Source organism: Mesorhizobium sp. M4B.F.Ca.ET.058.02.1.1 (assembly GCF_003952505.1).
GTDB lineage: Bacteria > Pseudomonadota > Alphaproteobacteria > Rhizobiales > Rhizobiaceae > Mesorhizobium.
This window is the reverse complement of sequence record NZ_CP034450.1, coordinates 5,355,193-5,373,250: the sequence shown is the minus strand read 5'-3', so window position 1 is coordinate 5,373,250 and position 18,058 is coordinate 5,355,193. Positions and strand designations below refer to the sequence as shown.

General features: G+C 64.9%; 18 protein-coding genes and 1 tRNA gene. 14 read left to right on the top strand and 5 right to left on the bottom strand.

Going from position 1 to position 18,058, the window contains the following annotated elements; all coding sequences use genetic code 11:
* The first annotated feature begins 192 nt into the window (after nucleotides 1-192).
* The 6 genes from EJ073_RS26100 (at nucleotide 193) to EJ073_RS26075 (ending at nucleotide 8,939) form a co-directional block, all read left to right on the top strand.
* Entirely contained in the window at nucleotides 193-1,596 is a 1,404-nt protein-coding gene (locus EJ073_RS26100; RefSeq protein ID WP_126058130.1) for a lipopolysaccharide biosynthesis protein, read from the top strand.
* Nucleotides 1,596-2,876 carry a GNAT family N-acetyltransferase gene (locus EJ073_RS26095; protein WP_126058129.1) on the top strand — a complete coding sequence of 427 codons (1,281 nt, stop codon included), beginning with the start codon at nucleotides 1,596-1,598 and terminating at the stop codon, nucleotides 2,874-2,876. The genes EJ073_RS26100 and EJ073_RS26095 overlap by 1 nt, the downstream gene beginning before the upstream one ends.
* Before the next feature lie 65 nt (nucleotides 2,877-2,941).
* The gene (locus tag EJ073_RS26090) at nucleotides 2,942-4,090 is read left to right on the top strand and encodes a YncE family protein (RefSeq protein ID WP_126058128.1); all 1,149 of its coding nucleotides are present in this window, start codon (nucleotides 2,942-2,944) and stop codon (nucleotides 4,088-4,090) included.
* Between the two features lie 306 nt (nucleotides 4,091-4,396).
* The gene (locus EJ073_RS26085; protein ID WP_126058127.1) at nucleotides 4,397-5,821 is read left to right on the top strand and encodes a family 16 glycosylhydrolase; all 1,425 of its coding nucleotides are present in this window, start codon (nucleotides 4,397-4,399) and stop codon (nucleotides 5,819-5,821) included.
* Between the two features lie 12 nt (nucleotides 5,822-5,833).
* Complete coding sequence (locus tag EJ073_RS26080) at nucleotides 5,834-7,615, top strand: type I secretion system permease/ATPase (RefSeq protein WP_126058126.1); 1,782 nt, start codon at nucleotides 5,834-5,836, stop codon at nucleotides 7,613-7,615.
* A 4-nt stretch (nucleotides 7,616-7,619) separates the two neighbouring features.
* The gene (locus EJ073_RS26075) at nucleotides 7,620-8,939 is read left to right on the top strand and encodes an HlyD family type I secretion periplasmic adaptor subunit (RefSeq protein WP_126058125.1); all 1,320 of its coding nucleotides are present in this window, start codon (nucleotides 7,620-7,622) and stop codon (nucleotides 8,937-8,939) included.
* 92 nt (nucleotides 8,940-9,031) lie between these two features.
* Here the strand turns inward: EJ073_RS26075 and EJ073_RS26070 are convergent.
* Nucleotides 9,032-9,116, bottom strand: a tRNA-Leu gene (locus EJ073_RS26070).
* 234 nt (nucleotides 9,117-9,350) lie between these two features.
* Between EJ073_RS26070 and EJ073_RS26065 the strand changes: the two genes are divergently transcribed.
* Both EJ073_RS26065 and EJ073_RS26060 read left to right on the top strand, forming a co-directional pair.
* A complete protein-coding gene (locus EJ073_RS26065) occupies nucleotides 9,351-9,941 on the top strand; it encodes a YqaA family protein (protein WP_126058124.1) in 591 nt (196 codons plus the stop codon).
* A gap of 25 nt (nucleotides 9,942-9,966) precedes the next feature.
* Nucleotides 9,967-10,485: a disulfide bond formation protein B gene (locus EJ073_RS26060; RefSeq protein WP_126058123.1), complete on the top strand. Its 519-nt coding sequence runs from the start codon at nucleotides 9,967-9,969 to the stop codon at nucleotides 10,483-10,485.
* Between the two features lie 158 nt (nucleotides 10,486-10,643).
* Here the strand turns inward: EJ073_RS26060 and EJ073_RS26055 are convergent, their stop codons facing one another.
* Nucleotides 10,644-11,201: an HNH endonuclease gene (locus EJ073_RS26055; RefSeq protein ID WP_023677956.1), complete on the bottom strand. Its 558-nt coding sequence runs from the start codon at nucleotides 11,199-11,201 to the stop codon at nucleotides 10,644-10,646.
* 228 nt (nucleotides 11,202-11,429) lie between these two features.
* Nucleotides 11,430-12,071 carry a DNA-3-methyladenine glycosylase gene (locus tag EJ073_RS26050; protein WP_126058122.1) on the bottom strand — a complete coding sequence of 214 codons (642 nt, stop codon included), beginning with the start codon at nucleotides 12,069-12,071 and terminating at the stop codon, nucleotides 11,430-11,432.
* 97 nt (nucleotides 12,072-12,168) lie between these two features.
* Between EJ073_RS26050 and gluQRS the strand changes: the two genes are divergently transcribed.
* Entirely contained in the window at nucleotides 12,169-13,044 is an 876-nt protein-coding gene (gene gluQRS / locus EJ073_RS26045) for a tRNA glutamyl-Q(34) synthetase GluQRS (RefSeq protein WP_126058121.1), read from the top strand.
* Nucleotides 13,045-13,200: 156 nt separating this feature from the next.
* Here the strand turns inward: gluQRS and EJ073_RS26040 are convergent, their stop codons facing one another.
* Nucleotides 13,201-13,515 (bottom strand): hypothetical protein, encoded by a 315-nt coding sequence (locus EJ073_RS26040; RefSeq protein ID WP_245455368.1) that lies wholly within the window; start codon nucleotides 13,513-13,515, stop codon nucleotides 13,201-13,203.
* A 154-nt stretch (nucleotides 13,516-13,669) separates the two neighbouring features.
* On the opposite strand from EJ073_RS26040, the gene EJ073_RS26035 reads away from it, so the two are divergent.
* Nucleotides 13,670-14,581, top strand: a complete 912-nt coding sequence (locus tag EJ073_RS26035) for a DMT family transporter (RefSeq protein ID WP_126058120.1) — start codon at nucleotides 13,670-13,672, stop codon at nucleotides 14,579-14,581.
* Here EJ073_RS26035 and EJ073_RS26030 read toward each other — a convergent pair.
* Nucleotides 14,551-15,402: a YihY/virulence factor BrkB family protein gene (locus EJ073_RS26030; RefSeq protein WP_126058119.1), complete on the bottom strand. Its 852-nt coding sequence runs from the start codon at nucleotides 15,400-15,402 to the stop codon at nucleotides 14,551-14,553. The two genes, EJ073_RS26035 and EJ073_RS26030, sit on opposite strands and share 31 nt — an antisense overlap.
* An 83-nt stretch (nucleotides 15,403-15,485) precedes the next feature.
* Here EJ073_RS26030 and EJ073_RS26025 point away from each other — a divergent pair, with 83 nt between their 5' ends.
* Genes EJ073_RS26025 through EJ073_RS26010 form a run of 4 tightly spaced genes read left to right on the top strand, consistent with a single transcriptional unit; the run spans nucleotide 15,486 to nucleotide 17,972 of the window.
* Entirely contained in the window at nucleotides 15,486-16,319 is an 834-nt protein-coding gene (locus tag EJ073_RS26025) for an SDR family oxidoreductase (RefSeq protein WP_126058118.1), read from the top strand.
* 23 nt (nucleotides 16,320-16,342) lie between these two features.
* Nucleotides 16,343-16,534: a twin transmembrane helix small protein gene (locus EJ073_RS26020; RefSeq protein WP_126058117.1), complete on the top strand. Its 192-nt coding sequence runs from the start codon at nucleotides 16,343-16,345 to the stop codon at nucleotides 16,532-16,534.
* 15 nt (nucleotides 16,535-16,549) lie between these two features.
* Nucleotides 16,550-17,131 carry a cob(I)yrinic acid a,c-diamide adenosyltransferase gene (locus tag EJ073_RS26015; RefSeq protein ID WP_126058116.1) on the top strand — a complete coding sequence of 194 codons (582 nt, stop codon included), beginning with the start codon at nucleotides 16,550-16,552 and terminating at the stop codon, nucleotides 17,129-17,131.
* Nucleotides 17,132-17,162: 31 nt separating this feature from the next.
* Complete coding sequence (locus tag EJ073_RS26010) at nucleotides 17,163-17,972, top strand: rhomboid family intramembrane serine protease (RefSeq protein ID WP_126058115.1); 810 nt, start codon at nucleotides 17,163-17,165, stop codon at nucleotides 17,970-17,972.
* Nucleotides 17,973-18,058 lie beyond the last annotated feature (86 nt).

Below are 18,058 nucleotides of genomic sequence, written 5' to 3'. Positions count from 1 at the left end.
CCCACTCCTGCAAACCAATCCGCTTCGCGGCAGCGCGATGCTTAGAAGGGCTGCGCCGCCCCTCATTCGCCTGCCGGCGCCTTCGCCCCGTATAGTGACAGGGAGAAGGAAAGCTCCCCACCCAACCGTTTCTTAATGTGTTTTCGCTAGATCGAAACGCAGGAAAGAGGCGGAAAACGGAGAATAATCGGGGTGCGCTTTTCCGCGGCGACGACTGCCGGGCGGTTATTGCCGCAGCGCTGGGCGCTGCGCGTGAACCCGTTGCTTGGCCGCATCGATGCCGTGCTGTTCACCGCCGACGAGCGCGGCGAGGCCGGCCGCATGTCGCTCATCGCCTTCGCCATCCGCATTATCAGCGCCGTCATCGCTTTCGTCAGCCAGGTGCTGATGGCGCGCTGGATGGGCTCGTTCGAATACGGCATCTTCGTGCTGGTCTGGGTGACGATGGTGATCGTCGGCAACCTCGCCTGCCTCGGCTTCCACACCTCCGTCATCCGCTTCATCCCCGAATATCGCGAGCGCGGCCTGCTCGCCGAACTGCGCGGCATCGTCGTGGCGAGCCGGCTGTTCGTGCTGGTTGCCTCGACGGCCATTGCCGGCCTCGGCGCGCTGGGCGTCTGGCTGTTCTCGCCCTGGATCGAGAACTACTATGTCGTGCCCTTCATCCTCGGCGTCGTCTGCCTGCCGATGATCGCGCTGGGCGATCTCCTGCAAGGGCTGGCGCGGGCGAATTCATGGGCGCTGTTCGCGCTGTCGCCGACCTATCTGGTGCGGCCGGTGCTGATCCTGGTGTTCATGGCGCTGATGCTGGCGGCGGGCTACGCGCCCGATGCCAGGACCGCGATCTTCGCCTCGATCGCCGCCAGCTATGCCACCACGATCGGCCAGTTCATGGGCGTCACCGCGCGCATCGACCGCAAGCTCGTGCCCGGTCCGATGAAGGTGCATTTCACGCGATGGTTCATGGTCTCGCTGCCGATCTTCCTGGTCGAGAGCTTCTTCTTCCTGCTGACCAACGCCGACGTGCTGATGGTCGGCGCCTATCTCGATCCGGATGACGTCGCCGTCTATTTCGCTACCGTGAAGACGCTGGCGCTGGTGCATTTCGTCTATTTCGCCGTCAAGGCCGGCGTCGCCCAGCGCTATGCCCAGTTCACCCATGGCGAGCCGGATCGGCTTGCCGCCTTCGCCCGTGAGACGGTGTCGTGGACCTTCTGGCCCTCGCTGCTGATGGCGCTGCTGGTGCTGGCGCTGGGACAGCCGATGCTGGTTCTGTTCGGCCCCGAATTCACCGCCGGCTACCCGCTGCTGTTCCTGCTCGTCTTTGGCGTCGTGGCGCGCGCCGCCGTCGGCCCGTGCGAGAGCCTGCTCACCATGAGCGGCAACCAGAACATCTGCGCCGCCGTCTACGCCATGACGCTCGCCTTCAACATCGGCCTCAACGTCGTGCTGATCCCCTTCTTCCACCTCTGGGGCGCGGCGATCGCCACCAGCCTCGCCATGGTCTTCGAGGCCAGCGCGCTCACCTTCACCGTCTGGCGCAAGCTCGGCATCGTCATGTTGATCTTCGCGACCGCCAGGAAGGGGAACGCCTAATGGCCGCCATCCCGTTGCTTGAGGAAACCAGCGGCGGCCCGGCCGGTGCCATGGTGCAGGGTCTGGCCGGCCTGGCGCGCGACGCCGACCCCGCCCATATCGAGATCCTCGCCAACAACAGGCCCGAGCGCAAGCTCGCCATCTATCCGGCCGCCGCCGGCTTCGACCTGGTCGAGGAACTCGACTATCTCTGCGCCCGCACCGTCGAGCCCAACGTCTTCTTCAATCCGCGTTTCCTCGCGCCGGCCATGCCGAGGCTGGAGGACCGCGAGGTCAAGCTCGCCGTGATCCGCGACGGCGACGAATACCGCAACCGGCTGCGCCTGCTGGTGCCGTTCTCGGTCGAGCGACCGGCCATCCCGCTTGGCGTTCCCGTCATGCGCACTTGGTCGAGCCCGTTCGGCCCGCTCGGCACGCCGCTGGTCGACCGCGACGATCCGGTCGGCGTCATCGAGGATTTCTTCTCGATGCTGTCCAGGCCGCACCTCAAGATGCCGAGGGTCTTCGTGCTGCCCGACATCAGGCTGGACGGACCGGTGGCGAGCCTTTTGACCGCCTTTGCCGAAACGCGCGGCCTGACGATGGTCACCACCGGCAAGATGGATCGCCCGATGCTCGAAAGCGAGGCCGACGGCGAGGACTACCTCAAGGCGTCGCTGCGCTCGCACCACTACCGCGAATTCCGTCGCCTGAAGCGCCGCCTGGCCGATCTTGGCCAGCTCGAGCACATCGTGGCGCGCGGACCGGAAGATATCCGCCACGCTATCGAAAGCTTCCTGACGCTTGAGGCGGCCGGCTGGAAGGGCCGCGAGCGCACCGCCATGGCGATCGACCGCTACCGCGCCGCCTTCGCCCGCGAGGCCGTGCACCGGCTGGCCGAGCACGACCTCTGCCGCATCCACTCGCTGACGCTCGACGGCCGCACCATCGCTTGCCTGATCGTCTTCGTCGAGGCCGGCGTCGCGTACACCTGGAAGACCGCCTATGACGAGACGCTGTCGGCCTACTCGCCGGGCACGCTGCTGATGATCGAGGTCACCAGGCAGAACCTCGAAGACCCCAATATCGTGGTGACCGATTCCTGCGCCGTGCCCGACCATCCGGTGATGAGCCGGCTGTGGACGGAGCGCAAACCGATGGGCACGCTGGTGCTTGGGCTGTCGCCCGACGCCGACCGCCTCGCCCGCCAGGCGGCCTCGCAGCTGCATCTCTACCGCGAGACCCGCAACATGGCCCGGATCCTGCGCAACCGCATGCGCAGCCTGCTGAAACGACGCTAGAGGAACGGCGAGCGCATGGCTTTCGGCAGCCGAATCCGGTCGGCATTCATCGCAAGGCAATCCAGATGATCAGGACCGTCCTGCGTCATGCCGGCCTCGCGCCGGTTCTCCTGCTTGCCCTGCTGCCGGCCCGGACCCTTGCCGGCTCTTGTCTCGAGGATTGCGGCGCGCCGTCCGTCAACGTCTACAGCCATACGACCGCCGGCCATCTCAGCCCGGCCACGGCCGGCGCACTGCCGCGTGTCTATGTGCCCAACCGGTCGTCGAACAGCGTCTCGGTGATCGACACCACGACCCTGAAGGAGGTCGACAGGTTCAGCGTCGGCAGCAAGCCGCAGCACGTCGTCCCCTCCTGGGACCTCAAGACGCTGTGGGTCGCCAACAACGGAACGGGCAAGAACGGCAGCCTGACCGAGGTCGACCCGAAGACCGGCAAGCCCAGCCGGCAGGTCCCGGTCGACGACCCCTACAACATGTACTTCATGCCCGACGGCAGCTCGGCCATCATCGTCGACGAAGCTTTGCGCCAGCTCGACCTGCGCGACCCCGCGACCATGGCGCTGAAGTCGGTCATCCTGACGCCCGATTGCGCCGGCATCAACCACGCCGATTTCTCCGTCGACGGCTCCTACGCGATCTTCACCTGCGAATACGGCGATGGTGGGCTGCTTAAGGTCGACCTGAAGAACCAGAAGGTGCTTGGCCATCTCGACCTCTCGAAGATGGGCATGCCGCAGGACATAAGGCTCTCGCCCGACGGCAAGGTCTTTTACGTCGCCGACATGATGAATGACGGCGTCTTCCTGATCGACGGCGACAGTTTTGCCGAAATCGGCTTCGTCCCCACCGGCATCGGCGCGCATGGCTTCGTCGTCAGCCGCGACGGCAGGCGGCTCTATGTCTCGAACCGCGGCTCGCACAAGATGGAGCAGGGTCGCGCCAAGGGGCCAGGCAGCGTCACGGTGATCGACTTCGCCACCCGCTCGGTCATCGCCCAGTGGCCCGTCCCGGGCGGCGGCAGCCCGGATATGGGCAACATCAGCGCCGATGGGAAGCAGCTCTGGCTGTCCGGCCGCTTCGACAGCGAAGTCTACATGTTCGACACCACGTCCGGCGCCGTCACCAGGATCCCCGTCGGCCTGGAGCCTCATGGGCTGACGGTGTGGCCGCTGCCCGGACGATACTCGCAGGGGCATACCGGGAACATGCGCTAGGCCTGCCTCGCCAGGACGAGGCGAGCGCCTCAAATCAAAATGCATCCTGCCACAGCGATTTGCCTAAACATTTGGCAGAATTCCAGCAATATTGAGTAAAATTGGTCCGGCTTCGCGCTTTAATTGTATTAGAGATTCCTCATTCTATTCACTCATAAGAAATAATCGAGGAAAATACCTTTTTCCCTGTACTATATGGTGATTCGTTGGAACGATGATTTGCACTACAACGTTGGTCCGCAAGCGGTCGCTTGAACTCCTATCGAGCGGCTCCAACAGGCCGGCATTCCGAGGAAGGATCGTCCGATGACCAGTGTCGTCAACGCAAAAGGCATTCCCCTTCCCTACACCGGCGCTTCCACCCACTGGTTCTCCGCAACCGGGGCCGGGCCGGAACTGCGCGGCACATCCGGCAACGACTCTTTCTGGGGCAACACCAGCGTCAACGTCACCATGTATGGCGGCGCGGGCGACGACTATTACCATCTCTATTCGACGATCAACCGGGCCGTCGAGCTGCCCGGCGAAGGCATCGACACGATCGACACCTGGATGAGCTACAAGCTCCCCAACAATTTCGAGAACCTCGTTGTCACCGGCGCCAATCGTTACGCGTTCGGCAATTCGGTCGACAACATAATCAAGGGCGGTACCGGCAGCCAGACGTTTGACGGCGGCCTGGGCAACGACGTACTGATCGGCGGTGGCGGCGCCGACACGTTCATCATCACCAAGGGCCACGGAAGCGACCTGATCACCGATTTCGGCGCCGACGACACCATCCGTCTCAACGGCTACGACTTCATGTCGTTCGACGACGTCAAGGCGCAGCTGATCCAGGCCGGAGCGAACCTTCTGCTGAATCTCGGATCGAACGAGGTGCTGGTGTTCAACAACACCACTGCCGACAAGCTGTCGGCCGGCCAGTTCGAGCTGCCGATCGACAAGTCCGGAATGACGCTGTCCTTCAATGACGATTTCAACACGCTCAGCCTTCACAATAGCCAGGGCGGCACCTGGGACACCAACTTCTGGTGGGGGGCGCCGAACGGCAGCACGCTCACCCAGAACAACGAGCTACAATGGTACATCGACGCCAATTACGCGCCGACGAGTTCGGTCCACCCATTCAGCGTCGACGACGGCGTGCTGACCATCACCGCGGCCCAGGCGTCGGCCGACATCAAGCCGCTTATCAACAATTATGAATACACCTCCGGCATCCTGACCACGCACGACACCTTCGCCCAGACCTATGGCTATTTCGAAATGAGGGCCGACCTGCCGGAAAACACCGGCGCCTGGCCGGCCTTCTGGCTGCTGCCGGAAGACGGCTCGTGGCCGCCGGAATTGGACGTCGTGGAAATGTATGGCCAAAGTCCGAACTCGCTTCTGATGACCGCGCACACGAATGAGACGGGAACCCACACCAAGGTCGGATCGACGGTGAATGTCTCCGACACCGACGGCTTTCACACCTACGGCCTGCTGTGGACGCCGGACAAGCTGGTCTGGACCTATGACGGCGTGCAGGTCGCGGAGGCGGCAACGCCATCCGACATGAACAAGCCCATGTACATGCTGGTTGATCTCGCGATCGGCGGTCAGGCCGGCGCGCCGCCGGACCATCTCGCCACGCCGGCTCAGATGAAGATCGACTATATCCACGCCTATACGCTGGACTATTTGCAGCAGAGCCATTTGAACGTCACGGGCGAGCACGCGGTCTAGGCGTCCGTGCGCATGTCTCAGGACCATGCTCCTCGCGCGAATGCGGGCACGACCAGGCAGTCAAGCCTGCGACCGGTGTTCAGGCGCGCCATCGCCGATGTCGGCATCTTCTCGTTACTGATCAACATCCTGCTGCTAGTGATCCCGCTCTACCTGCTGCAGGTCTATGACCGCGTCCTGCCGTCCTCGAGCGTCGAGACGCTGCTCTACCTTTCGGCGATCGCGGTGATCGCGCTCGCCTTTCTCGGCTTCCTCGACGCGGTGCGGGCCATCTACGCGCAGCGCGTCGCGGCGACGGTCGATGGCAGGCTGGGGGCGACGACATTCGCCGCCGCGCTAGGCGCCAGATATGCTGGCGGCTTGTCGCCGCTGCGCGACCTTGCCTCGGCCTGCGCCTTCATCAGGTCGCGCGGCGTGGCAGTGCTGTTCGACCTGCCCTTCGCTCCCGTCTTCCTCGCTCTGCTCTATCTCATCCATCCCGTCCTGTTCTGGCTGACACTCGCCGGCGCCGTGCTGTTGCTTCTCCTGGTGGTGGCCAACCAGCTTGCCATCGGCAGGAACGATGCCTTGTCGGCGGGGCGTTCGGCCGTCGCCGCCCAAGCGGAACAAGCCTTCGCCCGCAATGCCGACACGCTGCGCGCCATGGGCATGGTCGAGAACGCCGCACGGGTCTGGGGACGGCATGTGGCTGACGCGCTTGTCCTGCATGACCGCTCGGCGAGCGCCAACGCGATCTTCAGCGGCGCCTCACGGGCGCTGCGCATGATGCTGCAGCTCGCGATACTCGGCGCCGGCGCATGGCTGGTGCTCGAAGGGCAGATGACGGCCGGCATGATCTTCGCCTCCTCGCTGGTCTCGTCGCGTGCGCTGCAGCCGCTCGACCAGCTGATCGGATCCTGGCGGCAGATCGTCGACGCCAGGCGGGCGTGGAAGCGGCTGGAGACCGCGCTTGCGGCACATCCGGCGAAAGCGCGGAAGCTGTCCCTGCCGGATCCTTCCGGCGCGATTTCCGTGCAGGATCTTTTCTTCATCGCGCCGAACGCTCCGTTCGGCACGGAGCCTATCCTCAAGCGGCTGAATTTCGCGATCGCCGCGGGCGAAGCGGTGGCGATCGTCGGCCCGAGCGGCGCCGGCAAATCGACGCTCGCTCGATTGCTTGTCGGCGCGGCTCGACCGACCGGCGGCCTGGTGCGGATCGACGGGGCCGACGTCAAGACCTGGGACGAAAACCAGCTTGGCAGGCATATCGGCTATCTCGCGCAGGAGGTGGAGCTCTTTCCTGGACCGATCGCGGACAACGTCGCCCGCTTCGACCCTGAAGCGGACGACGCCGCGATCATCGAGGCGGCAAGGCGCGCCGAGGCGCATGATCTGATTCTGGCGCTGCGCGATGGCTACCAGACCATGGTCGGTCCCTCGGATAGGACGCTGTCGGGCGGCGAGCGACAGCGGATCGGGCTGGCGCGCGCCTTCTACGGCAATCCGCGGATCCTCGTGCTGGACGAGCCCAGCACCCATCTCGACGGCAGCGGCGAGATGGCGCTCGAAGCGGTGCTTTCGGCTGCGAAAGCCGCCGGCGTCACGACGATCGTGATCACGCATCGCCCATCGATCGCCGCGGCCTGCGACCGCGTGATGCTTTTGCGCGGTGGCGTGATCGAAGCCTTCGGTCCGAGCGGCGAGGTGTTGCGCCAGTCGTCGGTGGCCAAGGGTCTGCCTGCACAGCAGGGCACCGTGGTGACGGGCTCGTTCGCGCAGACGATGCGCGCACACGGCACCCGCTTCGGATCGTAAGTCGATGACAGCCGAGAGCCTCACCTTCGACGGCCATCCGCGCACCGACTTCCGGCGTGTGGCGCTGGCCGGGTATGGGGCAATCGCAATCTTCGCGGGCTGCTTCGGCTACTGGGCGATGAGCGCGCCGCTGTCCGGCGCGGTGATCACGCAAGGCACGATATCGGCCACTGGCGGCAACATCTTGATCCAGCAGCCCGAGGGCGGCATCATCCAGCAACTGCTCGTCCGTGAGGGCGACCGCGTGCGGCAGGGCCAGGACCTCATCCTCCTCGACCGGACGGCGGCGCAAGCCGACCTCAACCGGCTGACCAGGCAGTCGATCGCGCTCAAGGCAAGCGCGGCGCGCCTCGAAGCCGAGCGCGACGGACTGGACAGGCTTGCGCCGATCACCGAGGCAGCGCCGGCGCCGTTCCAGCAGGATTTCGAAAATCTTGTCCGGGAACAGCAGAAGGTATTCGACGCCAGGCTCGCGCGCTTCCACTCCGAACAGTCGATCATGGCGCAGCGGGTCGCCATGCACCGCGAGTCGGTCGTGGGCCTGAACGCCCAGAAACTCGCCATCGAGCAGCAGGCCGATGTCGTGAAGAAGGAGCTCGGCATCAAGACCAGCCTGCTGGACAAGGGCCTCACCAACCGCACCGAATACTCGCAGCTTCTGCGCTCTGAGGCCGATCTCGTCGGCCAGGCCGGCGCGTTGGAGGCAAACCTCGCCGCGGCCAACTCCCAGATCGTCGAGGCGCAGGTGCAGGTCGAGCGGCTGACCACGCAGCGCGTGGAAGAAGCGCTGACCAGGCTCGACGAGGTCCGCACCAACCTCGCCGACATCAAGGAGCGCATCAGGGCGGCCGAAGCGGTGCTTCGGCGCACCACGATCAAGGCGCCGGCCGCCGGCATCGTGGTGTCGTCGACCTATAATTCCATGGGCAGCGTGATCGCGCCGGGCGAAAAGATCATGGAGATCCTGCCGACGGCATCGGGCCTCAACGTCGATGCCAAGCTCAGGCCGAAGGACATCGACCAGGTGAGCGTCGGCCAGCCGGCAAAGCTCAGGCTGTCGGCGCTCAACATGCGCCTGACGCCGGAGGTGTCGGCGACGGTGAGCGAAATCTCCGCCGACCGCCTGATCGACCAGACCACGCGCGAACCCTATTTCCGCGCCAGGCTTAAGATTGCCGACGCCCTGCCGCCCGGCGTGAAAGCCGACCAGCTTTACCCGGGAACGCCGGTCGAGGCGTTCATCAACACCGGCAATCGCACCTTCTTCGAGTATCTCGCACGGCCGATGCTCGATTCCTTCGCGCGTGCTTTCACGGAGCGATAGGCCTTGCTGACCGCACGATTCATCATCGTGCCTCCATCACCGGATCGGTACGGCGGACGTTTCCAGAAGGCCCGCTGCCTGATTATTGAAAGTGGTGCCCCTAGCCGGGATCGAACCAGCACTCCTTGCGGAACTCGATTTTGAGTCGAGCGCGTCTACCAATTCCGCCATAGGGGCTCAGGCCGGGCGGCCTGGATGGGCGCGGACTATACGGTTGCGGGCCTGTTCGTCAACTGGCGAGTTTCCCGATCGGCTTCACGCCCGCGACCAATCTTCACCTTTCGGTTTCGTGAAGGTGCTGCCATTGTGCGGCGCGGAAAATCTTTCTAGACAAGCGGCGCGTCGCTGCATGTCGCGCAAAACGACATGCGTGGACAGTGCAGGAAGGGCGGCGCAATCACAGGAGAGCCGATGCTTCGCGGACTTTACGACTGGACGCTCTCGCTGGCAGCCCGCAAATCCGCCGAATGGTGGCTGGCCTTCATCGCCTTCGTCGAGAGTTCCGTGTTCCTGGTGCCGGCGGACGTGCTCTATCTGCCGATGGCGCTGTCGAAGCCGGAGCGCGCCTACCGCTACGCGCTGATCGCCACCGCCGCTTCGGTGCTCGGCGGCGTCTTCGGCTGGTTCATCGGCCACTACGCCTATGAGGCGGTGGCCAAGCCGATCCTCGAATTCTATGGCAAATACGACGAGTTCGAAGCGCTGCGCACGTCGTCCGGCATCGGCTTCATCATCCTGATGCTGATCACCTCGGGCGCCGCTCATTTGCCGCCGATCAAGGTGGTGACGATCCTGTCGGGCGTCATCGGCGTCAATCTGCTGCTCTTCATCGGCCTTGCCATCGTGGCGCGCGGCGCTCGTTTCCTGCTGCTGGCCTGGCTGCTGCGCCGCTATGGTGAATCGATCAAGGAGTTCATCGAGAAGCGCCTCGGCATGATCGTCGGCGCCGGCGCCGCTGCCCTTATTTTGCTCTATATCCTCGTCAGATACGCCCACGCATAGCGACCACGCAAACGGACCACCTTCGATGACAGCGACCATGAATGCCGACACCGGACGCCAGCGGACGCGCGCCGCCCTGTTCCTCGCCGTCGCCATGGCCGCCACCGTCGGCTCGGCGCTCGCCTTCCAGTACATTGGCGGCTACATCCCCTGTCACCTCTGCCTGGAGCAGCGCACGCCCTATTACGTCGGCGCGCCACTGATGCTGTTGGCGGCGATCGCCTCGCTGCTCAAGGCGCCGGCCTGTCTAACGCGAGGCCTGCTCGCCGTCGGCGGCCTCTTGATGCTCTACGGCCTCTATCTCGGCGTCTACCACTCCGGCGTCGAATGGGCTTGGTGGCCGGGCCCGGCCGACTGCACCGCCGGCGCCGGCCCGGTCGACACCGGCGGCAAGGGCGTGCTCGACGCGCTCGACAAGTTCGTGCCGCCCTCCTGCGACAAGGCGGCGCTGCGCATCCTCGGCCTGTCGCTGGCCGGCTGGAACGCCATCGCCAGCTTCATCCTCGCCGCCGTCGCCTTCCGCAGCGCCCTTTCGCGCGACTGACCGCGTGATCTGGCGACGCAGAGTTCGTCCAGAAATTCGCCAGCCCGGATTGGCTGGCGCGGCTTTCGAGAACCGGGACTGAGCGTACCTAAGTACGTGAGCACCGGAAGCGCAGAAAGCTGCGGCAGACGACCGGGCTCGCGGATTTCTGCCGAACTCTACGGTTCCAGTTCGACGTCCCAGTACAGATAATCCATCCAGCTTTCATGCAGATGGTTGGGCGGGAACAGGCGGCCGTTGTTGTGCAGGTCGTGCACCGTCGGCTGATAGGGCTTTTGCAGCGGCCACATCTTGGCGTGCGCCGGCATCATGCCGCCCTTCCTGAGGTTGCAGGGTGAGCAGGCGGCGACCACGTTCTCCCAGGTCGTCGCGCCGCCGCGATGGCGCGGGATGACATGGTCGAAGGTCAGGTCGTCAGGCGTGCCGCAATACTGGCATTGGAAGCGGTCGCGCAGGAAGACGTTGAAGCGGGTGAAGGCCGGATGCCTTGACGGCTTCACATAGGCCTTCAGGCTGACGACGCTGGGCAGCTTCATCGAGAAGGTCGGCGACGATACGGCATGCTCGTACTCGGCGACGATGTTGACCCTCTCGAGGAACACCGCCTTGATGGCATCCTGCCATGACCAGAGCGACAGCGGGTAATAGCTGAGCGGACGGTAGTCCGCGTTCAGCACCAGTGCTGGAAGCCCATCCGGAGATACGGCAACCGTCACGTCGTTGACCTCCTTGGCTCCGCGCATGACCCCGAAAATCGAACGATTTTCGGAAAGGATCATGCGCAACTTCAAAAGTCTTACGGCGTCTTTTGAGCATCCAACCGGATGCACGGCGCCGTAACCGATCGGCGCGGATACTGTAAGCCCGACATGACAGGGATGTGAAGCGGATTGTCGCGCGCCCGAAATGTCAAAAACGCATGATTTTAGGGCTTTTTTACGGATTTACGCCGGTGGCGCGGCGTCCCTCCCCCGCGTTTCACGATAATAGGCCCAGAAAAGCCGCGACGCGACACCTCGCCACGGGCTCCATGATTCGGCGAGGCGGATAAGCGTTTTCTCAGGCGGACGCGGGTCGATGCCCAGCGCATGGCCGACCGCGCTCTGCAGCGCGACGTCCCGCGCCGGGAAGACGTCGGGATGGCCGGCGGCGAACAGCAGGTAGCATTGCGCCGTCCACGGACCGATGCCCGGCACCGCCGTCATCGCCGCGATCGCCTCATCGGCATCGAGCCGGCAGAGACGGTGCAGGTCGAGCCCCTCGACCACGGCGCCGGCGACGGCGAGCAGGCCGCGCTGCTTCGGCCGCGACAGCCCGGCCTCGCGAAAAATGTCCTCGCCAGCGGCCAACACCGCTTCCGGCGTCAGCGGGTCGAGCAGCCTGGTCAGCCGGCCGAAGATCGCATCGGCGCTGGCGCGCGACACCTGCTGCGAGACGATGATCGAGGCCAGGCTCCTGAAGCCCGGCTCGGAGAGCCTGAGCGGCACATCGCCCGCCATGCCGCGCACCGTCTCCAGCCGCGGGTCGATGCGGCAGAGCGCGTCGAGGCCCCGCGCGATGTCGTCGACACTGGCGATGCGCTGCATGTTTGCTTGTTCCCAGGACGCGCACGAAGTGGCAATTGATGGCCGTGCAAAGTAGCAACCGGCGAAAGCGCCGCACAACCCGATTGCCGCCAAAGAGATGACGCTGCTGACATTCCGCTTCGCGCCGAGCCCGAACGGCGACCTGCATCTCGGCCATGCCTATTCGGCGCTGCTCAACCAGAAACTGGCATCGGCGGCGGGCGGCCGCCTGCTGCTGCGCATCGAGGACATCGACACCACGCGCTGCACGCCGGAATTCGAAGCCGGCATCTATCGCGACCTGGAATGGCTGGAGCTGGCGTGGGAACAACCGGTGCGCCGCCAGTCCGAGCACTTCGCCGAATACCAGGCGGTGCTCGACCGGCTGATTGGGGAAGAGCTCGTCTATCCCGCCTTTATGAGCCGTGGCGAGATCAGGGCCCATATCGCCGGGAGCGACAAGCGCGGCCGCGACTGGCCGCGCGATCCCGACGGCGTGCCGCTCTATCCCGCCATGGACAAGGCCTTGCCGATCAGGGAACGGAAGCGACGGATCGCCGAGAACCTGCCCTTCGCCTGGCGGCTGGATATCGAAAAGTCGATGGCGTGCGTTTCCGCCGACCTGTCATGGACCGAATTCAGTGACGACACACTCGGCGGCACGCGGCGCATCGAGGCGCGGCCGCAGGACTGGGGCGACGTGATCGTGGCAAGGCGCGACATCCCAACGAGCTATCACCTCGCCGTGGTCGTCGACGACGCGCTGCAAGGCATCAGCCATGTCGTGCGCGGCCAGGACCTGTTCCTGGCGACCGGCGTTCAGCGCCTTCTGCAGGACCTGCTCGGCCTGCCGCAGCCGGCCTATTTCCACCACCCGTTGATCCTCGGCCCGGACGGCCGCAAGCTGTCGAAGAGCCTCGGCGATACCGGCCTCGCCGCGCTCAGGCAGGCCGGCGCCTCGCCGGACGATGTCCGGCGGCTGGTCGGCCTTTAGGATTCCTCGAACTGGGTATGCTGAGATTCAGGTCAGGCCGAGTCGAGAATGGCGGGTTCCGAGAATCGGAGCGGAGCGTACTTCAAGTACGTGAGCACCGGAAGCGCAGGAAACCGCCATTCGCAGGCCGGCCTCACCTGAATATCGGCGTACCCATCACCAGCGCGCCAGGCCTGCCTTGATCAGCGCCATGCCGCTGATGAAGGTAAAGGCGCCGCCCAGGCCGCAGGCAACCGCCAGCTTGAGGTCCCTGAGGCTGATGCCGTGCTCGTTGGCGACCATGATCGCGACGAAGAAGCCAAGCGTGAACAGGAGCGTGTTGCCGGTCGAGCCGAAACCGTCCTCCTGCATGATGGCGTCGAGCGCGGTGCCGAAGAAGAAGCCGAAGACCGCGACGGTCGCAACCGTCATCAGCAGCCAGCTTGTGTCGAGATGCAAAAGCATGCCTGCCCATGGCGCGCTGAACGCCATGCCCCTGATCCAACGGCAGCTATCGGCTGTCGTGGCGCCCTGTGTTGAATTCGAGTGAGCTTATGGATCAATCGTTTCGTTTTGATTGCCGGATTGAACGGCATTAGAGCAATCGCGCTAGTTACCTCTTCACCCAAGCGACAGGCCCCCGGACATGCACAGCATCAAGCGGTTCATCCCCGCCTCTTTCGTCGTCCTGTGGGCGACCGGCTTCATTGGCGCGCGCTATGCCATGCCCTGGGCAGAGCCTTTCACCTTCCTGGCCGCGCGCTTCGTCCTGGCCGCCATCCTGCTCGCCGTTCTCACGACCGTGCTCGGCTCCAGGAAAGCCTCCCGCGCGGAGGCCTGCCACGCCGCGGTTGCCGGCCTGCTGATGCATGGCGTCTATCTCGGCGCCGTGTTCTGGGCGATCCACAGGGGGATGCCCGCCGGCTTCTCGGCGCTGATCGTCGGCCTGCAGCCACTGATCACGGCGGTGCTTGCCGGCAAGTTCCTCGGCGAGGCGATCCTGCCACGCCATTGGATCGGCCTCGCCGTCGGGTTGGTCGGCGTCGTCATCGTGCTGTGGCCGAAGCTTGGAGCCGTTGGCGGCGGCGTCACCGCTGCGACGCTGACCGCTTCGTTGGTCTCGGTGCTGGCCATGAGCGCCGGCACCGTCTGGCAGAAACGCTTCGCCTCCGGCGGCGACCTGGTGACCGCGACGATGTGGCAATATGTCGGCGGCGCCGCGCTGATGGTGCTCGCCTCGCTCGCCTTCGAGACGCGCACCGTCACCATCAATGGCGAGTTGATCTTCGCCTTGGCCTGGCTGGTGCTGGTACTGTCGATCGGCGCCATCTTCCTGCTGATGGTGATGATCCGCGACGGCGAGATGTCGAAGGTCGCCTCGCTGTTTTACCTCGTACCGGCGGTCACCGCGGTCATCGCGTGGGCGCTGTTCGGCGAGCATCTCAACCTCCTGCAGATCGTCGGCATGGCGATCGCCACGCTCGGCGTCGGGCTGGCGACCGCGCGGCCGGCCAGCCCCGGACGGTCTCAACCGATGCGGGCGCGCGCCTCGAGATAGCGGCTGATTGCGGCATTGAGCTCGCCGCCAAGGATAAAGATCGCCGACACGATGTAGAGGAAGACGACCGCGATCATAATCGAGGCGAGGCCGGCATAGGTCGTCACATAGGACGAGAAATGGTCGAGATAGGTGGCAAAGATGGTCGAGCCGGCCAGCCAGGCCGCCAGCGTGAAGATGATGCCCGGCACGATCGACAGCAAGCGGCGCTTGCCTGCCGGCAGCCAGAAGTGCACCGCGAACAGGCCGATGACGATGACCGTCGAGGCGATGATGTAGCGCCATAGGGTGATCGTGCCCATATAGGGCCTGATCCATTCGAGATGGGCCTCCGCCAACCGCGCCAAGAGCGGAGCGAACACCAGGAGCACGCTGATCGCCAGGAAACAGGCCGTGGCGATCAGCACGAAGATGATGCTCTGGACGCGGCGATAGATGATGCCGCGCGTTTCCGACACCCGATAGGCGCGGTTGAGCGAGGTGCGCAGCGCCTCGATGCCGTTCGAGGCGAAGTAGGCGGCGAGCAGCACGCCGTAGGTCAACAGGTCGGTGCGCCTGACGGTGAGCACGTTCAGCACCTCGCGCGCGATCGGCTTGGCGATCTGCTCCGGCCAGGTGTCGAAGACCAGATGCACGGCGGTGTCGGCGAAGGCCTGCGCGCCGAGGAAGCTCGCCAGCGTCGTCGCGAAGATCAGGAACGGGAACAGCGCCATCAGCGAGGTGATCGCCAGATGGCTGGCCATCGCCCAGCCGTCATCGGTGTTGAAGTGACCGATCGCGTCATAGAGCACGCGGCGCAGGGCGACGATCTTCCGCAACACGTACCGCGTTCCCTTCGATTGTCTCGACGCCGCGAATATGGGAAGGGAATGCGGCAAATGGCAACCCTAGGTCAAACTCCGCCGTGAACGCGCCGCGCACCATCATCGTTACCGGTGCCTCTTCCGGGATTGGCGCCCATTGCGCCCGGGCGCTGAAGGCGGAAGGCTGGCGGGTGTTCGCGACGGCGCGCAAGCCGGCCGACATCGCGGCGCTCGAGGCCGACGGCATCGAGACCTTCTATCTCGACTATCGCGAGCCCGCCTCGATCGAGGCGCTGGTCGCCTCGGTGCTGGAGCGCACAGGCGGACGGCTCGACGCGCTGTTCAACAACGGCGCCCATGCGCAGCCCGGGGCCGTCGAGGACCTGCCGGTTTCGGCGCTCAAAGAGCAGTTCGAGGTCAATCTCTTCGGCTGGCACGATCTCACCCGCCGCATCGTGCCGGTGATGCGCCGCCAGGGCCATGGCCGGCTCGTCCACTGTTCCTCCATCCTCGGGCTGACGCCGGTCCGCTTTCGCGGCGCCTACTCGGCCTCCAAGCACGCGCTGGAAGGGCTGATGCTGTGCCTGCATCAGGAGCTTCTGGGCAGCGGCATCCATGTCTCGCTGATCGAGCCGGGGCCGGTGACGTCGAAGATCGCCTCGAACGGGCTGTTCTGGTTCCTGAAGAACATCGATCATGAGCATTCCGTCCACCGCGCTGACTACGAGGCGCAACTGGCGCGGCTGCGAGCCGGCGGCAGCACCTCGCGGCTGAAGCCCGGACCGGAGGTGGTCCACACCGCGTTGCGCCATGCGCTTCTGTCGCGGCGCCCACGCCCACACTATGTGGTAACAGTGCCGGCCAGGATCGGCGTGATCCTCAAACGCATCCTGCCGGCATCGTTGCTCTACCGCCTGCTCTCCAAACGCGCCTGAACGGAACTGATTGGAAAAAGACTATGGCAACCGTCTTCAATATCCTCGCCGTCCTCGTCATGCTCGCCGTGGTGTTCGTCCTGATCCGTGGTCTGATCAACATGCTGCGCGGCGGCTCCAGCATGACCTCCAACAAGCTGATGCAGGCGCGCGTGCTGTTGCAGTTCATCGCCTTGGTGCTGATCATGCTGGCGGTGTATTTCACCCGCAAGTGACCGGAGAGGCGGCGCGTGGTCAAGCTCAACAAGATTTATACCCGCACCGGCGACGACGGCACCACCGGCCTCGGCACCGGCGAGCGGCGGCTGAAATCCGACCTGCGCATCGACGCCTACGGCACGGTCGACGAGGCCAATGCCTGCATCGGCATGGCCCGCATCCACACCGTTGACAGCCATCCCTCGATCGACGCCATGCTGTCCCGCATCCAGAACGACCTTTTCGATCTCGGCGCCGATCTCGCCGTGCCGGATGACGGCAAGCCGCTCAGCTATGAGCCGTTGCGTATCGTCGCCTCGCAGACCGATCGCGTCGAGAAGGATATCGACCTCCTCAACAAGGAACTGCAGCCGCTCAAATCCTTCGTGCTGAACGGCGGCACGCCGGCGGCGGCCGCACTTCACCTTGCCCGCACGGTGGCGCGGCGGGCCGAGCGGATCATGGTGGCGCTGGCGCAGGACCCCGGCGAGCCGGTCAACCGCGAGGCGATCAAGTACATCAACCGCGTCTCCGACTTTCTGTTCGTCGCCGCCCGTGCGGTCAATGACAATGGAAAGGCCGACGTGTTATGGGTTCCCGGCAAGAACCGCTGACTCCACGTGGAAGCGGAAGGGCCAGGGTCTCATGTTCATCCCGCTATACGACACCAACAGACTGCGTCACATCCACCTGCAATATGTGACGATCGGCCTGATCGTCGCCAACGTCCTCGTCTATTTCGCCACCACGCTCGGCGGCGAGGATTTCACCAACGCGGCGGTGCTCGGCCTCGGCTTCATCCCCTCCGTCGTCCACGACAAGGTCGAGCTTTCGCCCGAATTCGTCGTCATCCCGGAGAGCCTGAGCTACCTGACCTATTCCTTCCTGCACGCCGACATTTTCCACCTCGGCGGCAACATGCTGTTCCTGTGGGTGTTCGGCGACAATGTCGAGGATGCCCTCGGTCATATCCGCTATTTGATCTTCTACCTCGCCTGCGCCATTGCCGGCGCCTTCTTCCAGGGGTTGGTGGCCTGGGATTCGCAGGTGCCGCTGATCGGCGCCTCCGGCGCCATTGCCGGCGTCGTCGCCGCCTATCTGATCCTCTACCCAAGGGTGAAGGTCTGGGTGCTCGCCTTCGCCCGCATTCCCTTGCGCATCCCCGCCTTCATCCCGCTGATCCTGTGGATCGTCTTCCAGATCGTCATGTTCGCCGCCGGCGGCGAGGACCAGGTCTCCTGGGCCTGCCACATCGGCGGCATCATCGCCGGCTCCGTCCTGGTGCTCGTCCTGCGCAACCGCGGCGTGCCGCTGCTGGCCGGCGCGGACGGGGAACCCGAACCTGCGCCAGACGTCGAGCAGGCGCGCGTCCCGGCCGAACCAGCCGCCAGCGCTCCAGCTGCAGCGCAGCCCGCGCCACAGTGGGGTCGAGGAGCCGCTTCAAGCCAGGACTGAACCGATTTGAGTGCGTCGCGGATATTGACGAGCCCGATTCCCGCCACTACGGAAACGCCACCGCAACGGCGGATGAAGTCCAGAAT

Bases quoted from the DNA above. Each gene is read 5' to 3' on its own strand.
- EJ073_RS26060 (WP_126058123.1), top strand. From the start codon at position 9,967: ATGACAGCGACCATGAATGCCGACACCGGACGCCAGCGGACGCGCGCC.
- EJ073_RS26035 (WP_126058120.1), top strand. From the start codon at position 13,670: ATGCACAGCATCAAGCGGTTCATCCCCGCCTCTTTCGTCGTCCTGTGG.
- EJ073_RS26050 (WP_126058122.1), bottom strand. From the start codon at position 12,071: ATGCAGCGCATCGCCAGTGTCGACGACATCGCGCGGGGCCTCGACGCG.
- EJ073_RS26085 (WP_126058127.1), top strand. From the start codon at position 4,397: ATGACCAGTGTCGTCAACGCAAAAGGCATTCCCCTTCCCTACACCGGC.
- EJ073_RS26020 (WP_126058117.1), top strand. From the start codon at position 16,343: ATGGCAACCGTCTTCAATATCCTCGCCGTCCTCGTCATGCTCGCCGTG.
- EJ073_RS26095 (WP_126058129.1), top strand. From the start codon at position 1,596: ATGGCCGCCATCCCGTTGCTTGAGGAAACCAGCGGCGGCCCGGCCGGT.
- EJ073_RS26065 (WP_126058124.1), top strand. From the start codon at position 9,351: ATGCTTCGCGGACTTTACGACTGGACGCTCTCGCTGGCAGCCCGCAAA.
- EJ073_RS26075 (WP_126058125.1), top strand. From the start codon at position 7,620: ATGACAGCCGAGAGCCTCACCTTCGACGGCCATCCGCGCACCGACTTC.
- EJ073_RS26010 (WP_126058115.1), top strand. From the start codon at position 17,163: ATGTTCATCCCGCTATACGACACCAACAGACTGCGTCACATCCACCTG.
- gluQRS (WP_126058121.1), top strand. From the start codon at position 12,169: ATGACGCTGCTGACATTCCGCTTCGCGCCGAGCCCGAACGGCGACCTG.
- EJ073_RS26080 (WP_126058126.1), top strand. From the start codon at position 5,834: ATGTCTCAGGACCATGCTCCTCGCGCGAATGCGGGCACGACCAGGCAG.
- EJ073_RS26090 (WP_126058128.1), top strand. From the start codon at position 2,942: ATGATCAGGACCGTCCTGCGTCATGCCGGCCTCGCGCCGGTTCTCCTG.
- EJ073_RS26040 (WP_245455368.1), bottom strand. From the start codon at position 13,515: ATGGCGTTCAGCGCGCCATGGGCAGGCATGCTTTTGCATCTCGACACA.